This window comes from Acinetobacter defluvii (assembly GCF_001704615.3).
GTDB classification, from domain to species: Bacteria; Pseudomonadota; Gammaproteobacteria; order Pseudomonadales; family Moraxellaceae; genus Acinetobacter; species Acinetobacter defluvii.
Window position 1 is genome coordinate 189,689 of sequence record NZ_CP029396.2, and the last position, 20,377, is coordinate 210,065.

Here is a 20,377-nt window from a genome sequence, read left to right on the forward strand (position 1 = left end):
TTTAGTCCTCTTTGAGAGGTAGGGCGTAATAGCCCATTTGACTTAAAACACGTAAAGGAATATCAAAGTTAAGACTTTGCGTTAGACCAGATTTAGGGTTAAAGGTTTTAGCTGAAGCTATAAACAAAGTTTGCTCATTAATAAACACTTGAATGCTATTCGTGACTTTTTGTTCATCAAGTATGACGCCACATACAATATCTAATTTCACATCAAACGTATAAGCATCCATTTGAACGTCTATTGATTCCCAATCGATCGTCATGAACAAGTTTTGGTTTTCAAATTCCAAATTACCTTCTTCAAGAGCTTTATGGATTAATCCCTTTTCTAATAATTCCAAGTAAAACGCATGTAAAGGCGTTGCATCTGCAAAACCATGAGGATTAAACGGCGTTCTTGTCGGTTCAGTGATTTTAGTTTGAATCATGTTTAACTCCATTAAAGGGTATTTAGATTCTATCTTAAAACACCCTAAATGTTTTTATTTAAAATTAATTAAAACCCATTGCTATAAGTTGAAGCGCTTTCTTTAGTTTTAACGTTTTCAAGATTGCTTTGCGTAATAGTATCTTTGTAATGCTGACTAAACGTATTTTTACCCGTTTCGTTTATGTTCTTAAGCTCATTTTTAATGACCTTAAGATAGTCTTGATATTTTGGTGACTGTTCTACATAAACTTCGGTCGCTGCAATTGAGAACATGTTCTTATCATTGGTTGCGATCGGAAATAGGGCAGTATAGGAAGCATCTTGCTTGAGCTGGTCTACAGTTGTTTGTTGCTCAATGATCTTCGCCTGATAGTCCAACAATGTTTTATTGATGTTTTCATGACTATGGATAACGAAATTCAACTGTCTGTCATTCGGACGTTCAAGGGTAAACGGCTGATCGATACCAGAAAGCTTATTACAGATCTCCATATTGTATCGGTAGGCTTCAAACGAGTCTGAAAAGTGATTAAAGTCTTTTCGGAGAGCATTATTGTTTTCTAAGTCTTGCTGAAAGTCTTGAAAGCATTGCAATACATATTCATCTTCATTTTTTTCAACGAATAATTGAGCGATGTTGGAGCACTGGTGCCGTTCGCAGAGATCCGCAAGCTTTTGAATGCTTTTAACCTCATTTTTCTTTTCTAAGATATTGCGTAAATGTAGCTGAGTTGCCCGATACTCTTGCATCAACATATTGTGATGCTCGACAAATAGCTCATAATCGCTTTTAAGGTACGGACTGGCACCTTCAATCTCACGCTCTACCTTTTCATGCTTAGAGTTGATTTGAACACGCTCACGCGTGGTATTCACTGTATTTTGACCAAAACCACCTAAGATTTTATCAAAAGTAATCATCGCATCGATGTCGCCAGTTACGTTTTTATAGAGATCCATGATTAACGCCCCAATGTTTGATCATTGTCATGATCGTTTCTACGTGCGACTTCTAAATCTATATGCTTATCAAGGTCACTCAAAAATTGAGATGTCGTATTTTTCTCAAGCTTTACTTGGTCTAAGTAGTTTTTAGTATTGAGATTCAAACCATCTTGGAGCGCTTCTAAGCGTAGGCCAGTTTTATCAAAATCAGCTTCAAGGATCTGATTCACTTCTTTGATTTTTTCCATGTCTTGCTGTTCTAGACGGTGTAACTTCACATCCTCATGAATCGCAGCGATATAGTGATCGGTTAAGATCTCTTGCTTTAAGTGCTGAAGCGCAATTTCCACGTTTCCTGTTTCGGCAATCACGGCGTTGAAGCTGTCAAAGATTTGACCTGTTTCAGCCGAGTTTCTAAATTCAACAATACGAGGCTCAACACTATTAAGGTTTACAAACTTGGCATCACCATACGCAGTAGGTAGTACTAGATGATCATCCATACATTCAAAAAGTTGCTTATATTCAGCATTCATAAGATTTGATGCTGCTTGAAGCTTTAAATCTTGTTGTAACGTGTCTAGGCGTTGGTTGAGATGTAGAAAGCTTTGAACATACATCTCGTTTTGAGAGTTTTCAGGCGCAACAACGGTTGAGGCCATACCTTTAACAACATTTTTCAGTTGCGTATTTTGAATCTGATCAGCAATTTGATTAAGCGCGTTAATGTGATCGGCTTTCACAAGGTTATTGTTTTTCAGTTGTTCAATAAATTGATTTTGTTCAATCACTTTTTCACTTTCCTTTTCGCTGAATAACGAATCTTTAATTTGTTGTTTCACCTGGTCCAAGTTAGAGAAGAGGTGAAGTACTTCTTGTTCATTGCTGTTATTGACTGCATTTAGCAATGTAACAAACACATCATGGCTGATTAGTTGTTGCTGATTATTTTCCGCATTCTGAAATTCAGCAATTTGGCTACGGCTAATGACTTCAACACCAACATCATTGATATAGCTTGCACCAATCGGGGAGAGTTGATTATCTGGAGCTTTTACGGCGTAGTACTCGCCTGATTTGCCATCATCTTTGGCGCATAGACCAATATATGTATTGCCATCTTGCGTAATGATTTTTGAACCGATGCTATTGAGTGCTGCAGAGGGTTGTAACGTACTCAAGGTTTGAATCAATTCTTTTTCGCGATTTTGATGAATTGCATTACTTACTGCTTGGTAAACTTCAGGATCTAAATAAGTCACCTGATTGGCAGATTCTTCATTGAGCGCCGTGACAGTATTCCACTCTAAAATATCTTTACGCGGTATCGTTGTAATACCGGCATTAATAATATCTTCCGTGGTAATTTGACGATCAAGGTTGGTAATGGCCACGGCGTTGTATTCGGGTGCAATTGATTTATGACCTTCCGAATCTGAAGTCAGTACCACGAATTGACCGTAATCCGTTTTCACCATAGCACCTACAACACTGAGCTTGCCTTCCAAAATCATTTTTGAAAGTTCAAGTTCACGTTCGGCAGATCTGGCGTAAGTATTAGTCTGTTCTGCAGTATTGTTGATGGTATCGGCTTTGAGCTTGTCTAAGTATTCGCTTGAAAATTTACCAAGCGTATTTAACTCGTCTATCGGCTCGACAGACTCCAGCTCATACAGTGGAACGGTAGAGGATTCATTCACGATGTCTTTAAGATAAAGCACATCTTTTTCAGTGATATTTTCGAGATCTTCAATCACCGAAAGAGGCACAACGATCGCACGTTTATCCAGATTATCGGAAGCTATATCCAAAACAACCATATTGGTTTGGGTTGTTTCATCTTCATAAACCATACCGACAAACTGTTCAATTTCAGCATTAGAAACATTGTTGTGACGGTCTTTAAAGAATGCTTCTAAGTCAGAATCATGATCAACATAAATACTGTCATAAGGGTTCATTGGTTTACCGTCATTGTTTTGGTCTTGGCTTTGCGGTGCTGATTGAGTTGCCGACTGTTCTGCAGTATTGCCTTTAAACTTACCCAAAAGGTTTGAAAGTTTAGATTTGGCTTTCTTTACTTGATCCGAAATCATTTGACCTGATTGATAGGCACGTTGAATAAACTGATCTTTGTATGAAGCTTTGGCTTCTTCAGTCATTTGTTCTGGATCTTGCCCTAATGGATATTCGGCACCAAGGAACATACGTGCTTGTTCTAAATACTGAGAACAAATGGGTTCAAAAAAGCGACCTTCAAACTCATGGATCTTTTCAGACTTAATGCCTTCGTGCAGTTCTTCAATTGAGAGAAACGTTACTTTGTCTTCAATCGTTTCTAAATAGAACGGCGTAATCGGGGTAGGTGCATCGCTACCTTCCACTTGAGGCGGTAAATCTGCTTCCTTAACCAGTTTGATAAATGGGGTAGAGGATTCAACACCTTCGACAGAATCCTTACCGACTACATCAATCACGATGTATTGTTCACCGTCAATGGCATAGACTTTAGCGACATTTAGATCGAATTCTTCTAAGGTAACGCCGTCACGGTCTTTATTCAGTTGAGTGGTATATGGATCGTTTAAAAGAGGCAACATTTGCTCTTTTGAGATCGGTTTTAAAATATCGGCATTCTTACCAGGTTCAGTCAATTTTGATTTATCGGCTGTATTGGCAAGCTGTTCGGGTTGTTGTGCGTCTGGATGGTTACTTTTAACGGTAACATCAGGATTGATTGCTTTATCCCAAATATTTTTCAGGTTATCAAGGCTTTTGTTCTTGTTGAACATGGCCATAATCGCTGCAATGATCAACTTGATTGTTTTCTTAACCAGTTCAATCATGACTGCAATCATTTTTGCACTGAGCGCAGCGAGTTCATCAGCGACCGTGCGTGGATGGCCGTGGCTATTTTCACGCGCTAAAGGAGGACGTTCGTTACCTTCCTCATTTCGCATATCCTTAAAGCTTTTAGAGGCAACGCTACTTGCAGCCAAACTTGCTTTGTCTTGTGGACCACCAGCAATGTTTAATGTGCTCTTTGGTGTACCTTTTGGTGCATTCGGATCAGCTGATTCAACATCTTCCTTTACTGTCTCTTTAGTCTTCTGATTTTCTTTATGTTCTTTCAAAAGTAGAGCAGCTTGCAACTGGTCGCTATGTTCACGGGTTTCTAATAACTGAATTACTTCCTTGGTTAACGTGTCCGTATTGAATTCAAGATAGTGAATCTCAAGTTGTTCAAGTCGAGCAGCTGTATGGTCGCTATTCACACGCCATTGATCCATGACGATAGTTTTTGGCACTAAGCCAAGTTCTTCAGCTTCAATCCCACGAATTAAGCAAAAGTCACGCACTTGGCGCATCAATGCGTTAATTTGGTTTTTATCGGTTAATTCACCTGAAAAATAGGTATTCGGTGCACCCGTAACTTCGTTGTAGATCTGCTGCTTTGCTTCACGCACGACTTGGTTTTGGTTAATCAAGCCTTCAATCGCGAATTGACGATTACTCAGGAAGTTGAGGGCATTTTCTTTAGTTGCACCCTTCAGGCTTAAACCATAGTAGGGCTGAGTGACAAAAGATTTTGTCTCAAAGTTAAAGAGGGTTTTTTCAGCCACTTGAACGGCTTCAAATGGATTCTCTTCTTTGGAAAGGAGGAAATCAGGATCATTGTCTGATAGGAATAATTTAGAGTCTGCAGTTGTATATACACGGTCTTCAACTGGCAATGAACTGTTATTTTCAGCAATATTGCCTAATCCTTGGTCCAGTGCGTTTTTAGTCTGGATTTTATTCAGATCCGCAATAAACTTAAGATCATCATCATTCTGCAGATCAAGCCCGATGTCTGCAAAGAATTCTAATTGACTGGCTGGATCTCTTTGCTCAAGTGCATCAAATACTTTACCAATCAGAACAGGATCAAGTTCAGCTAAATCATTGACAGTGACAGCGGAAAGATCAAACGTGTTTTCAGGAATGATGGACTGTTCATTCTCGTAGATCGGGTAGCTACTACGCTCATAATCACCTTCGTCAAAAAACATCGGTTCATCATCGTTCAACCGAGTATCTTCAAGAGGGGGAGCGTAATCATAATCTGGGTGCCCAGGAGGTACAGAGTTACCGCCCATAGGCTGATCATATTGATACCCATCATCTTGCATGACTGGCGGTTCTTCCATTAATGGAGGTTCAGATAGGGGATCTTTGGGATGTGGTTCAGACTGGTATTGTTGCGATTGATCTTGTGCAACATTGTTTTGTTGTGGCGTAGGCTGGATGGATTGAAATTCCACGCCGTCCAAACTTAAATCATCCCACTGTTCCAGGCCCTCATTGAAAGTTAATGATTGGCCGTCTTGCAGTTGATCAAGTGTTTGCTCGTCAAAATTATCTTGTTTAGGGCTTTGGTCCATATTTGATCCTTATGACAGGTGGCCTTTCTGATTTTAAGAGTCCTTTTTAGAATCTGTATCAACATTCCAAATAAAGTCTTCTTTAAAGTCAGAATTAAAACCAGTTGTGATGTCTAATTCACTGTCAAAATCCACTAAATCTGAGTTATTAGAAGATTCCTCTAAGGGATTAGAGTTGCACATAAAATACCTGTATTTGTTTTTTAAAACGTCAATGTGATCGTCACAGATATGATACATGGTATATACGAACTAGACCACACGTAATTGTTATTCACGTATGGTCTGGTATATACCTTTTAAGGGAGGGTTTTAGAAAGATAATTGCTGGATTTCTTGATCGTTATCTAGGGTTTTACCCTCATGTAACTCAGCCTTATAAGCTGGCTCTTCTGGAGGATTAAGCATACGGTTAATTTCATTTAAAAAGTAACCATTACCATCAGGAAGTTTAGATTTTAAATCCAAAAAGGCAGCTTCAATTTTGGTTGTACTGTCCAGCTCGTCAACAAAGCGTTCAACATCCTTGAGATCAAGCGCAAATCTAAACTCATTACGGCCTGGCTCAGTAAAGTGGATGTTCAACGATTCATCTGTTTTACCGCCTTTAGGATCATGGAATACGTTGGTATTCGACATAAAACGATTGAACTGTTTTGCAACAGATTTCACCGTCACATTAAAGCAGTCTGAACCGTTGTAGTAGAACTCAATACTTGCTTTCTTGTACGGGAAATTAACCTTAGTACCCACATAGTTATTGCGGTTGAAATCAATGTTTACAGGCAATTGATTAAAGAAGTTCGCAATCTCTTTAACTTGCTTAAACGTCACTTGGTTTTCAAGAGAGCTTTCAAACAAGTCAGTTGGTGTATTTGATGGCAATAATAACGCACGGTTACGCATACCATCAGCATCGGTAAATATAACGGTTGAATGTCGTAGATCTAGTGAGCTGACAATCTTATGTGCCTTGAACATATTGCCCGTTAAGGTAATCGCTTGTCGTGTGACATCACCAGACGGCGCTTTCTCAAAATAGGTACGCGTATAACGGGAATAATTGTTTTGTTCAGTAAATAAGTTCACCAAGGGTTGACGATCCTCAACATGACGTCTATTCACATCAGCATAAGAATAAAATTCAGGATTGAAGCGTTTTAGGATAATACGTCCTTTTTCACTCACTGGAGCTACCCAATCCAAGTCTTGCTTGGCATTTTGCATGGTGTAATTGATCAGTGGAACTTTAAACGACTTCTTATCACCAGGGTAAACCAAATCAAGCTTAACCGCATTCGGTGTGATTGCACCTCCACGTAACGGCGGTAGGTCTAGACGTAGCAAAGCACCTGTTTTGTGATCTGGCGTCACTTCATCATCAAAAAGACTAGGTTTTGAGATAAGGAACAATAACCCATGCGCTGAATGACCTTCTTTTTCGTTCCTTTCCATAGAACGAGCCAAGAATTTTAGATCCTGAACAATTCGATACATGCGATCAAAGTTAGAGGTCAAAATAGGATCATTGGCTAGATAAACCGCTTCAGCTACTTTCTCAAAGGCATCTGCAGAGTGATCATCAGGTTTACGAAATTGAATATCATCAATGTGTTTTACATTGGCTTCAACAACACCGAAATGATCAAATACTTCGTGTCGATAATCACGAATTACTTCACCACGCATTTGCCCACTTTTGAAAAATAACTTTTGCTTAGCAAAGCCTTCATATTTTTGGTACATCAATGCCTCAAAGTTATAGGCATAGTGTAGTAGTCCGTGTACCGTTTCATTGATGTTTTCATTGATACGTTTAAATTGACGCACCAGATAATCATCACTTTCTTTGAACATGAGTTTTAGATTGTCAGCACGTAATGGCTCAACATGTTCAATGTATTGCAGACCTTCAAAACGCACAGGTAGATCAAAGGTATTGATCTTGGCTGCTTCTGTTTCTGAAGTCACGGTAAAGAAGTTGTCCTTCACTTCAAACTCACGGACTTTTTTAGCTTTCCAGTCTAAAAAGTTGGTCTTGAGTGGGTTACGACCCAACAAGTCTAATTCACGGATCTTATCGTTATAGTCAACAACCAAGTCTTGATAAACCTGTTCTTGCTGACTAATCGGCATCAAAATCAGTTTAGATAGCAACTGGTTCACATGATAGTTTTGCGCCGTGCGATACGATGGTCCTTTTTCATCATCCGAAATATCAATATCAAGTGTGTTCGCCAAGTTCACGTTATTTTTCAAATAGTCCAACGATACCCGGTTGCCAATGTAGTTGAGCATGTCAGGATAATCGTTTTCGTTAAACTTGGTTTCTGAGTTGGCAGAGACGTTCGCTGATAGGGTAGACAGTTTACGCATCATCATTAAGTGCATACGTGTTTCTGCTGGAATACCCGAATCTACTGTCGTCATAATCGGATGTGATTCTTCACCACGGCGACCCACACGACCGATCATCTGAATCGTATCGGTAGAGTTCTCAGGTTTTTGCAAGAAAAACAACTCACGTTGGCGCAAGTGATCCGATGGAATTGTAGGATCAGGGTTTTTGGCTGCATGTAGAGAAATACCCGTACAACCAGAGCGAGTCACAATAACAACATCGATTTCACCAGATTGGAATTTTGATTGAACCAAAATCTTACCTTGTGTCGTATTGTTCTCTTGTTTATTAACCTTCCATTTGCCGTCTCTTGTTTCCGTTAAGTGGATCTGACGGCCAGAGATTTCATCAATCTTGAAGCCAGCTTTTGTCACCTTGTTACGTAGTACGTCCAAAGGCATCAAAGGTAGATCAGGGAACTTTTGAATCTTTTCTTTGATACGATCCAAAATGATTTTATACGGACTTACCACTGGATCGCCGTTTTCATTAAATGTCACTTCCGTACTGAGCTTCTTAACGAACGAGTTACCGTAGTTATCTTCAGCTTTCACCACATCGATGCGATCTAACATCACTTCAAGCAAGTCACGGAATTGTGGGAGTTCATCTAAAACAGAAATTTGACTTTGCAGATAGCTACCGCGCTTATCTTCAAGCTTAGTCAATTCCTTTTGAATATTTTTCGCTGCTTTTTCATCGCCAGCGTCACGGTTTTCTTTGATCATGAGTTTTTGAAGCTCATTTTCAAGAAATTCAATTTCTGACGATACCGACTTGAAGTTATTAAACGCTTTTTCTTTTTCAGGCGAATCAGCGGTAACGTCTTGCGCCGTATCTGCTTTTAAAATCGCTTCCATGCGACTTTGCATCAAAATGTTGAATAGACTCTCACCCGTATTTTCCAAACCAATCACGGGCTTTCTACCCTCATGTAATGCCTGAATCACAGCATCACTTGTAGAGTCAGTTTTCAATGCCAATAGGAATTGCTTTTGGATCTGGTACATTCGAGATCCAAAGTTCATCACACTCAAACTTAAACGGTTTTTCGGATCGTCTGAATCCTGATGAAAGTCTAAATTGGCAACAGCATCATCATCATTGGCAATGTTTTCTAGCGCATCGAGGCGAATATCTTTAGAAAATTTCACCATGTCCGTCAAGATGTCAGAAAGAACATCTGAGTAATTGTGAAATTTCTTAATTTCCTCTTCAGTTGGCACAAAGGTTTGAATGGTAATGTGCGAGAGATCTTGCTCTCTACGAATCATGGCAGAGCTGTCTACCAAACCTTCAGAAATAAACTCCAAAATTGGACCATCTGCATTTTCGATAACCTTTTGTAAGTCATTACGAGATACGGATCGAGGGAACAATTTATGGAAGAATTCAAGATTTTCAGGTTTCTTAATTGCCGATGCAGACTGGAAATTAATTAGATTGGTCTGATCAATAACATCTAAGAAAAATTGACTTGTAGCTGATTTCAAGGATGCTGCACGGTGCGTTTCATCCATCACCAAAACAGTGTCTTGATTAATAAAACGAGTCAATAACGCACGTTTCCGGTTTGGTCGGTTAAATTGGCTATACGTTGCCAATACCAAGTCATGTTGCGCTGGAATATCTTCAATTTCCTTAGGCAGATCTTGGCCAGTGAATAAAACCTCTTCAGTACCAAAGCGGTTAATCACAGCATCCGAGTTAAAGATAAACGGATCTTTAAAGAACTTGTCACTGTCTGTAGCAACAATATCACGCCAAATGTCGTTCAAGAGTTGCGTTGTATCTGTAAGGAAAACAGGGGGCTTTCCTCTTAACGCACTATATCGTAAACACGCAGCTGCAATACGACCTTTACCTAAACCCGTCTGGTCGCCAATAAGCACAGGTAAGTTTTGGTCAAAACGTAAAATGATATGGGCAACCGCATCGACCTGTTCACATGCAAAAGCGGACTTTAGTGCATCAAAATTGTCATATTGCAATTTCTTAGCGACATAGGCATCAACAAGAGTAGGGTAGTTACCATTATCGACTTCAGCTTGGAAATTGATACCCCCAAAACCTAATACATTTTGGATGTGTGTAGTCAATTGAGCATTTGCCTGATTAATCGCTTTAATCTGGTTTTTAGCCACTAAAGCAATTGGCTCAGATGCCATAGACATCGGTATATACTTAACTTGGTATATATTTTCCGGAGTTGGTTCTGTTGTGTTTTCAGCATTAGGAACAGGAACAATCGGCTGTAAATTTGATTGGTCAGATTCAACAGTCGGTTCTTCTTTTTGCTCAGTACCGATCGCTAATTCAGAATTTAACTTAGCAATCTCTTCAGCAGTTAAACCCGGTTCCTGTTTTACTTGCTCTACCGCTGGTTCTTCAGCTGGTGTTTGTTCAGGTGTTTCACCCTCATTGGTCGCCGTGGTATCACCTACTTGAAGATTAACGTCATCGTCAAGGTCTTCATCCTGATTTTGGTTCTCGTGCGGATTCTTTACCTCAGGCACGAAATCATTGTCATTTTCATTTTCAAACGTTGGTGTAGCTTCAGTTGGTGTAGGTACATCATCATCTGAACTGGTTGTTTGCGTACTAACTTCAACGGTTCCAAAGTCAAAAGAAACTTTATTCGGTTTTGATTTAGGTTTACGACCAAACATCGGTTTTGGTTTGACAGCTTCCTCTTGCTTAATCTCTTCTTCTTTAGCGACCACGACTTCATCAAACATAGTGACTGCAGACGTAGGCGTTACACTTGATGCAATATCTTCAAGTGGCGAAACAGGCTGTTCATCACCTAGACTGGCAAACAAATCGTCATTTTCTTTTTCAACAGGCTTAATCTCAACAACAGGTTCAACCACTGGTGCTTGTTGTGCTTGTTGCTCAACTGGAGTCGGAGTAGTTGGCTTGAAGTATAGATCCTTATTCGGATTCAAACGATTATAGATTACGTTATTAGCCCATCCCCAAAGTTCGTCATAGTCCGTAATGACTTTCAACTTATCTGGTACCACAGAAGATTGGTAAGTTTGTAGTAACGCTTGTTCGTTTTTACGATTGCCTACCACTAACATACGAACATTTTGATTAGCGCCGTTTCGTGCATATGCATTGCCGTGGATTTCTACAACCGCCTCAACTTCATAATGCTTATAGAGATAATTAAGTAAATTCTTTGATTTACGCTCAACCGTACCATCTGAAATCTGTTTATCTGAGCCAATAATGAAAACTGAACGCCCTTGATCGTTTCGTGCGTTTAGTGATTTAACCAGAATGGCATGGTCCAATTTATCCGTACTGAACCAGACGTTTTCTGATGGATCTACCAATAATGGGTTTGGATCTACGCCGTTACGCTGTTGAACCAAAATTGGTGCAACACGTTCTAGTTTATCCATAGCACCAAAAGGAGGGTTGGCAATCACATAGTCAACTTTTTGCTTAAACGTTTGCTCAAAATCAATTTGTGTAGCATCTGCAGTAACAACCGTGCATTCATAATTTTGAGTCAGTGCTTTTGTACGTTCAGCACGTTTGGGATCTAACTCAACCGCATAGACAGAAGCATTACGCTCTTGGGTTAATAAACCGATTAAAGATCCATTACCCACAGTTGGCTCGAGCACGGAAAAGTTTTGTTTTGTTCGGTTATCACCCTCAATCAATAAGCGCTGAGCCACAAGTGACATCGGGATTGGAGTCGAATATTGCTGTAACATACGAATCGTATTGTTTCGCATGGTCTTAGTCGGCATGCGATTGTATAACGCTAAACTCGTTTTAAATGAGCTCTCAGTAAAATCAAGCTCACCTAACTTTTCGACCATCACTGTTTCAAGCGCTTCTTCTGCAGTATGGATCTGTTTATCTGTTACCTTGGATACATCAACGTCAGCATTTTTGGCTTGCGTGATTAGAGCTAAAAACTTTAAAAAGTCCTGGTGATTATGGCTCTTTGTTTCATGTTCTAATTGATAGATATAGCCTCTTAAGCATTCTTTTAAATCTTTTTGCTTGGTCGCACGTAAGTACAGACTAGACGGCTGATCATTAGGACCTTCAGGTATTTGCGTACCTTGGGCATTCACGTAAAAACGGTTATGAGCTGAAGCATAGATTTTGTTGCCATCAGAGTTATAACCGAGTGGAGTTGCACTATTCAACGCAACGTTCAATCGTTGTGGCACCAATGTTTTTGCTTGGGCATTGAATAAATCATGCAATTCTTGGCGAGTCGCAAGCACACTACGGATAAATTCTTTTGGAATACCCAAAACTTCATGAAACAGTCTTGGTTTGATCGTTTCATTCAAATTGTATTGATACAAGTGACCGTCAAAGTGAGGATAAGCCTCAAACTTCATCGGTGTAAAACCAATGTTATTCAAATTTTCTTTAGATAGTTTTTTTTGAACGTCCAATAAAAGTAATTGGCTATCCGTCTGGCCAACACGCCGTACATCGAGATATACACCAGCTTGTGATAAGTCGATCCATTTAATTTTTTCGTTTAAATCATGAGTAGTCATAGCGAACCTGAAGAAGAATTATTTTATTTGATTAAAAAGTCATGTCGTTATAGACATCAGAAGTCGCAGCCTTTTCTTGGCTTTTCTTAACATCCATTTCTGGCTGTCTGACTTTCATCATTAACTCTTGTGGATCAGGTAAAAGATCGTGGTTGAAGTTCTTAGATAACGGACTATCGATTGAAGCTTTATGTTGCTGTACATGCTCTACCGTAATTTCTGAAAAGTTCAACGCATTCATACGGGTTTGAGTAAGTTCAACAGGCTCGATAAACGAGACAAAACAATTATTCGAGTTCCGTTGGTGTGGTTGAATAACAATAAACGCTTCAGCAAATTGCTGTTTTGCATGCGTCAATTTATTCATGGTCTGACGATCAACTTGACTTAAAAATTGAGGATTTAAGTCGTGCGGTTTTGGATTGCCGTAGTCATCGGTAAATTGATTCACTAGGGGAGGTGCACCAACACCACGAACACCCTCACCAGTACGTAAATCTATTTCTGGATCTACCTTGCGAAAACCAGCGTGAGGCGTTTTATTGTTGAAAAATTTCTTTAAGAACGTGTCTTTGTAAAGCGCACCTAGTTGTAGTTGTTGGCCATGATAAACCTCAGGCAGTAATTTTTGACTCACCAAGCCAGCGTAAAGACGTTTTAAATTTTGATTTTTTTCTTTGTCTACATCTTCATTGTAGAACACTTTAATTTGTCGATCGCCAAGTAATGCAAACAGGGCAATACGGGCCTGGTCCATAACATAAACGTTCTGAGCCTGTTTATCGAACTGGTCTTTTTCATGCTGGTTGGATGGTACAAAATTTGGATCAAAAGTTGCGGTGTGAAAGTCATTGCCGTTCAAAATATCTTTGATACTTTCAATCGGATCTTTAGCAACCCGATAAGACTTTTTAGTTTTATCAATACCGCCACGTTGCATCAACGGATCTGGCTTAGCGAATTGCTTAACACTTTCACGATCAGCACTGTCATAGGTTGGAATCAATGGGATTGTAGTTAATACAGAACCAGACTCATAGCGCACAACAATTTTTGAAAATGGAATGCGCTCAGGTTGGTTGTCAGTACTATTCGATAAAGATTTAACAAGAAGCTGTAAATTATTTTTAATAATAGCGTTATGAAGTGCTGGAGAATTAATTTTTACATTGGGCACTTGCATATGTGCTGCATCTTCAATGATTTGAGCTTTAACAAAGAAATCGCCGTTTTTTTGTTGATGCACATTGATAGAAGTGACTGCTTTGATTAATTGTGAATTCGGGTTGTTACTCATTACGTTGCACCACTGAGCAACATAAGTTTTATAACCGTCAAGAGATTCGTAGGGTGAGTCAACACATTTGTCAAAACAGATAATTCGACCACGGTTAGCACCGCGATTATGTGTGTCTAATGAAGTACGTTGGTTACGTCCAGAATCAAATTTTGCGTGGACTTCATCTACTGAAACATTCTCAGTATGATGCTTGTTGAGTTTATTAATGATCTTCGTGAATTCTTCAGATGAACTCATTCGTATGCGAACTGGTTCATTGGTAGACATATCAAAGCCGTATGCATACAGCTCGTCTTGTTCATCATGTTTGTAAAATTGATCTACAGTCATGACGATACGTTTAATCGTATTATCACTTTTACTCATTTCTTAAATTCCACGCTTTATATTTTTGATTGCTGGTCATTGACTCAAGCTATTTATAAAATACTACAAAACCTCATTGGTATATACTAAGGAGGCAAATAAAAAATTAAAAAATATATTAAAAAGTTTAAGAGTAAATTTTTAAAAAGAAATTTTTTGTTTATTATCTTTCTAATTAAGGGAAGTTAATTAGGGACATTTTTTATGCTTATTTTTCATGATATTACAGGATTAGTACGGAAAAACACAAATGGTACGAGCGAAAATCAAATTCATTTGAGCGCAAATTGAATTTGAATTTTTAGAAAATAAGGCGTTTTTAGCTGGTTTTTGATGTTTTTATCCACTTTCCTATTAAATTCTATCCACAAATTAAGTTCTTGTATATTAGAATGAATTTAAAAATATGAGTAAAATATTGTTCATTTTTTAGCTTTTTGCAATATTGGAAATTTGCAAACTAGCAAGTGTTGTAAGTCGCTGTTTATAATAAAATTAAATAGAATAAAAAATACTTCCAGCGCAAATTAAATTCATTTGAGCGCAAATTAAATTCAAAACGTTGCGGATAACTTCTCCAATTTCCTGAGAGCCTTGATAATAAAGACTTTCAGATTTTATGAGGAATAGCCCTTATATATGACCCAACGATCGCTATTTAGCTTGTTTTACGACAAATCAATAACTTACGCCATTAGGACGGAAGAAAGTTTACAACCCATTTATAAAAAACTTTCGCTGAGTTCAGACTATAACAGAAAATCAATGAGTTACGCCATTAGGACGGAAGAAAGTTTACATCCACTTATAAAAAACTTTCGCTCGTATTTTGACACAACTATAAATCAATAACTTACGTCATTAGGACGGAAGAAAGTTTACAACCCATTTATAAAAAACTTTCGCTGGAAGTTAGGTACAGCCAAAAAGTTATAACCTAACCTTAAAACATACTAAACATACTATCTATGATAGTTGAGCTATTGGATCTGGACAAAAAAGTAAAATCAATAACTTACGCTATTAGGACGGAAGAAAGTTTACAACCCATTTATAAAAAACTTTCGCTCGTATTTTGGCACCACTATAAATCAACAACTTACATCATTAGGACGGAAGAAAGTTTACACCCACTTATAAAAAACTTTCGCTCGAAATTTGCCAGCAATATAAATCAACAACTTACATCATTAGGACGGAAGAAAGTTTACAACCCATTTATAAAAAACTTTCGCTCGAAATTTGCCAGCACTATAAATCAACAACTTACATCATTAGGACGGAAGAAAGTTTACAACCCATTTATAAAAAAGTTTCGCTCGAAATTTGCCAGCACTATAAATCAACAACTTACATCATTAGGACGGAAGAAAGTTTACAACCCATTTATAAAAAAGTTTCGCTCGTATTTTGGCACCACTATAAAACAATAACTTACGTCATTAGGACGGAAGAAAGTTTACAAACCATTTATAAAAAAGTTTCGCTGGGTGCCTATCTTGAGCACATATTTATTTGATCAAGTATTACATTGGTTAACTTACATTGTAATTGTGAATATTACTCATATAAGGCACTGTTTTTCATAGTCTTATTTATTAAGAAATTACTGTTAAAAATGCTTTTAATCGTAGTCTAATTAACGAATTGATGCTATAATGTCTACTCAGAATGCCTATGGGAATTCGAGATATGCAATATCAATCATTTAGTCTTAGACATCAAAAAATACTCATTGACTTCAATGTGTTTAGCTCTGGCTCGTCTGATATTTTGCTAAAAGGTGTTTTATCTGCCGAATTGCTTATTCTAGTTGATAATTTAAATGCATTTTATTCTGCAGAAGACGGTAGATACGTTGTATCAGCTGAAAAAGTTAACCACGTTACAGGTCTAGATTTTAATAAGAAAACTATCAACCAGATCATGCGTGAAGCTTGTGATTTATCATTTATGATTGATACAGATGCGAAGCAAGCTGCAGCACCTATGATTGACGAAATTCAAATCTTATCAAGTGGCGATATTACTTTTAAACTCACTAAAAGCTTTGATTTTTTTAGAAATTCTCTTAGTTTTAAAAGCATATATGAGAAGCTACCATACAGGTTCACTACTTCTAAACTAGAGTTACCGCAGATCGGTCAACAAATAATGTTAATTGCGTAATTAAGCCTCTGACGAGGCTTTTTTATTGTCTAAAATTTAGTTAGTATATACACAGCTTTAAAGCGAAAAGACTACAACGTTAGTTGGGTTGCAAATATATTTTTATTTTTATTTTTTAATTCAATCTCAGGCAATGTACGTTGTACGTTGTCTAAAGTGGAGCAGTTATGCAAGATTCTTCACAAGTCTGCATAAGTAAAGGAATTTCAGAAGATGAAATTTTTGGACTATCGCAGTCAATCAAAGACTCAATTATTAATGCCGAAACAAAAACCATGGATCTCTTGGGTTACGGCAACAAAATCAGTAATTTCATAGTCGAATGTTATCTAGATATTCCAGTTGTTGATCAATTCATTTTTTACTTAATGTTGGTGAATGCCAAAAATAAGTATGCACATCAGCTGCAGCGCGTTATCGCTGAAAAACCTGAATTATCCCAAATTGAAGCATTACAACTAGCGAACAACTTTGTTCTGAATTTTGAATACATCCGTCAAATTCTTTTATTCAAAAATAAAGCTAATTACCTTAGCAATGGCCGTATCAAATCTTTGGCATGGAATACGCTAAATAGTGTTGGTAAAGTGATGCTACCAATGAGCTCTTTACGCCAAATGGACAGCGAACCATTTTCAAGAAATGACGTAGACAGCGTAACTCATAAAAGAATGTTTGCCAGTACGGGCTATTTTGAATTAGATAACAATGCGTTTATTTGCTATCAGCTTGAAGAAACGTTGATTGCCAATCTATCTGAATTAGATTTTGATAAAAAGGGGCGCTACACAGTTCTCGACACTTTAACGGTTCTTGGATTTAAGGACCGTTTTGATCTTTATATGTATAACTTGATGAAGATCAATGAGTTTCGTGGCGAAGTGGTTATTCCTTACATTGACTTCAAAGCATTAACCGAGTTTTCAGTAGAATTTAAATACAAAGCAAGTGATTTTTACCGTAAACGACTTCTTGTTTCATTAGAAAGACTGAATAACAATCCATCTATTGAATTATTTATTTCTGTTAAGTATGAACCATGCAATAAGCGTACACCAGATCGTGACAATTTTTGCAATTATCGTTTTCAGATTCAGTTGAAGTCCAACTATCGTAAAGCGCTTAATACATTAAATGAAATGTGTGCAAAGGTTCAGGATGAACAGGGCAATGAGCTTAAAATCAGTAATGCGCTCTTCACTTCAGCAATTCGATTGAATAATGGTGAACCTGAAAAAGTAATAGAACTTGTTAAGGATCGTTTAGCTGCTTATACAACTAAGAATGGACCATCATATTTAGCTAAAAATCTTAATTTGGTTGCGTCTTATGTTACGCGAGCTCTAGAAGATCTATATAAAAGTAATCACTTCTTTGAAAGATTCCTAAACGATATGAAGCAAGCAGATAATTTACTTTATCTGAGAAATCGTGATAAGAAAGTTGAGATCGAAAACAAAAGTGCATCTACTTTCTCAAGCGAATTCATTAATATTCGCGACAAAGTTGATGTTACCACTTGTGAAATTCTTACAAACGCTGAGTACATTTCAAAGAAAACGGAAGCTACTGTAATTATTGATTATGCTTTCATACGTAATTCTATTTTTATTACACATCCTCATTTGCGCCACCAGCGAAATGCAGACGAGAAAAAATACATAGATCTCGTGTGTGAAAGCACAAAGCTTTGCCAAATATTCTTTGGTACGGGTAATGAAAATAAAAAAACGTTAACTCAAAACTATTTAACAGAACTCCTGTTTGAACATTTTTTTGATGATAATTTCCACTTGAACTCAGATGTATTAAAGAATCTTCTAAAAAAAGATAAGGACTATTGGGTACAAGAAAAGCAAAAGACATTTATGCGGTTGTGGAAACTTGCAAATGAGTTCAGTTTAAAAGCTATTAGTCCAGCGAACTACAACGGTAAAGAGAGTTCAGACAATGAATAATAAACTTTATTTATGTGCAATTTTTACGGCTACTATATTGAGTAGTAGTGCAAATGCCGATTTTAGTGATTGGTATAAAAAAGCAACTTCAAATGAAGATTCAACTCAGCAAGTGCCAGCTCAACAACAGCAAGCACCTGGTCAAATTCAACAGCAAGCACCAGTTCAGGTTCAGCAACAGCCGATACAGCAAAGACAATATAATTCTAATCGGAACACCACAGCTACGCGTTACCAAAACAATAATGCAAATGTCACTGGTGATTCTGGCCTTGAAGCACGAATGAATAACTTGAATTCGACCATTGAGAATCTAAACAAGTCATCAAAAAGTGGTGACAACCTCACGAATAACTATCTAAATATTGTTCAATTCATAGTGATAAACGAAGAAACACGTAAATTGGATGGTAAAGACAATACATCACTGATCAATAACATGTTGGCTGGTATTGTGAGTTGTCAGAATAAATACAAAGTCGATGTTATACAAAAAGTGAATAATCAACTCCCAAGAGATGTTGCTAACACCGTACAACGGTATTTAAGCCAGAATGGACGCTCTATTGGTGCAAACGGCAACTGTTTATACTAATTAAACCCCCTTTTAAAACCGTCCTTAAAAGGCGGTTTTTTTTATTCTTAAAACATACCTATTTATTTTAAAACCACATTCTATATACTACTAACAGTTTAATGAATATTAATGTGGGTTTTATCATGATCAGTTCTAAAACAATATATGAACTATATCGATTGCTGAATCAATCCGAAGTACAAGAATTAAAATCATCTATAACTGAGACTTTTGGTGCAGATGTGGAAAGTGAAGTTGATAAAAGCCCGGTCTTACAGCAAAAGATCAATTATTTTATTTATCAATATATACATCTCAAGCATCCAGAAAGAACAGACAAGATCTTATTCGATGCAAATGAGTCGGCTCACGAGGTTGTAAAAACAGAACACCTTAAAAGTGAGCCAGTACCCTTATTAAAAGATTTTGTATCAAACAGCAGCAATAAAAGTTTAGCACCTGAAGAACAAAAAGATGTAATTGCAGTCACTTTACCAGCCGAATTATCTGACATTCCTGTTGAACCAACAAATCAAAACCATACAGGAAATAATGAAGTAAAACATGACTATAACATTATCCTTGATGGTCGAACTAAGCTAAATATATTGCTCGAAAGATATTTAAGTGGTGTTGATGATGTGGCTCGTGAAATCATTGTGAAGTGCTTTCTTGTTATCTCTATATTTGTAGCACTGATCTCTCTTGTTATGGTTCTTCTGAATACGACCAATATTAACCAGATCCAAGAAATGTATGATATTGGCCATAAAACATTCCTATTCCAATATGCTGAAGTCTGCAATGTAAATGTTGAAGTTGCAAAAGCGAATCCATGTGTTATCTCAGAAATCAATAAACGTATTTCTGAACTATCAAATAGCAGATTTTGGAACACGTTCGGGGTGGTGCTTTTCTCACTTTTATCGTGCTTTTTCTTCTACCATATCTCTACTTACCGTGATTCTAAAGATAAGCACAACGGCTAGTCTTAAAAGGAGGGTAGGGTGTTTTAAAATGGTCTTAAAAGGCCATTTTTTTATTTTAATAACAAAGTTTTATAGTTGATAAAAGGTATTCTAAAAGTATAATAGATACACTCTTAAAACTGGAATGCGTTGTGCTTTTTAAAATTCCAAAAACGGGTGAGATTGATTCAAGTGAACAATCGATGACAGGCCTGGTACTCAAATCGGCATACAACTTAGTTGCCATTTTCAATATTTGCTACATCTTTGTAGTTGTATTCTTTGTGTTTGAA

9 protein-coding genes are annotated in these 20,377 nt (G+C 37.5%); 4 read left to right on the plus strand and 5 right to left on the minus strand.

Annotated features, from left to right (window positions below):
- Nucleotide 1 precedes the first annotated feature (1 nt).
- The 5 genes from DJ533_RS01640 to DJ533_RS01660 all read right to left on the minus strand — a co-directional run bounded on the left by DJ533_RS01640 (nt 2) and on the right by DJ533_RS01660 (nt 14,412).
- A complete protein-coding gene (locus DJ533_RS01640) occupies nt 2-430 on the minus strand; it encodes a hypothetical protein (protein WP_005028693.1) in 429 nt (142 codons plus the stop codon).
- A 68-nt stretch (nt 431-498) separates the two neighbouring features.
- Nucleotides 499-1,392 carry a hypothetical protein gene (locus tag DJ533_RS01645; protein ID WP_005028694.1) on the minus strand — a complete coding sequence of 298 codons (894 nt, stop codon included), beginning with the start codon at nt 1,390-1,392 and terminating at the stop codon, nt 499-501.
- Between the two features lie 2 nt (nt 1,393-1,394).
- Nucleotides 1,395-5,801 carry a hypothetical protein gene (locus DJ533_RS01650; RefSeq protein ID WP_065995269.1) on the minus strand — a complete coding sequence of 1,469 codons (4,407 nt, stop codon included), beginning with the start codon at nt 5,799-5,801 and terminating at the stop codon, nt 1,395-1,397.
- Between the two features lie 312 nt (nt 5,802-6,113).
- Nucleotides 6,114-12,746, minus strand: a complete 6,633-nt coding sequence (locus tag DJ533_RS01655) for a strawberry notch C-terminal domain-containing protein (RefSeq protein WP_058952558.1) — start codon at nt 12,744-12,746, stop codon at nt 6,114-6,116.
- 31 nt (nt 12,747-12,777) lie between these two features.
- Nucleotides 12,778-14,412 (minus strand): hypothetical protein, encoded by a 1,635-nt coding sequence (locus tag DJ533_RS01660; protein ID WP_005005782.1) that lies wholly within the window; start codon nt 14,410-14,412, stop codon nt 12,778-12,780.
- Nucleotides 14,413-16,104: 1,692 nt separating this feature from the next.
- Here DJ533_RS01660 and DJ533_RS01665 point away from each other — a divergent pair.
- The 4 genes from DJ533_RS01665 (at nt 16,105) to DJ533_RS01680 (ending at nt 20,105) form a co-directional block, all read left to right on the plus strand.
- Complete coding sequence (locus DJ533_RS01665; protein WP_005005780.1) at nt 16,105-16,581, plus strand: hypothetical protein; 477 nt, start codon at nt 16,105-16,107, stop codon at nt 16,579-16,581.
- Nucleotides 16,582-16,748: 167 nt separating this feature from the next.
- On the plus strand, nt 16,749-18,539 hold the full coding sequence (locus DJ533_RS01670; protein WP_005005779.1) for a hypothetical protein: 1,791 nt from the start codon (nt 16,749-16,751) through the stop codon (nt 18,537-18,539).
- A complete protein-coding gene (locus tag DJ533_RS01675; RefSeq protein ID WP_005005776.1) occupies nt 18,532-19,134 on the plus strand; it encodes a hypothetical protein in 603 nt (200 codons plus the stop codon). Before DJ533_RS01670 ends, DJ533_RS01675 begins: the two co-directional genes overlap by 8 nt.
- 125 nt (nt 19,135-19,259) lie before the next feature.
- Complete coding sequence (locus DJ533_RS01680; RefSeq protein WP_228716446.1) at nt 19,260-20,105, plus strand: hypothetical protein; 846 nt, start codon at nt 19,260-19,262, stop codon at nt 20,103-20,105.
- Nucleotides 20,106-20,377 lie beyond the last annotated feature (272 nt).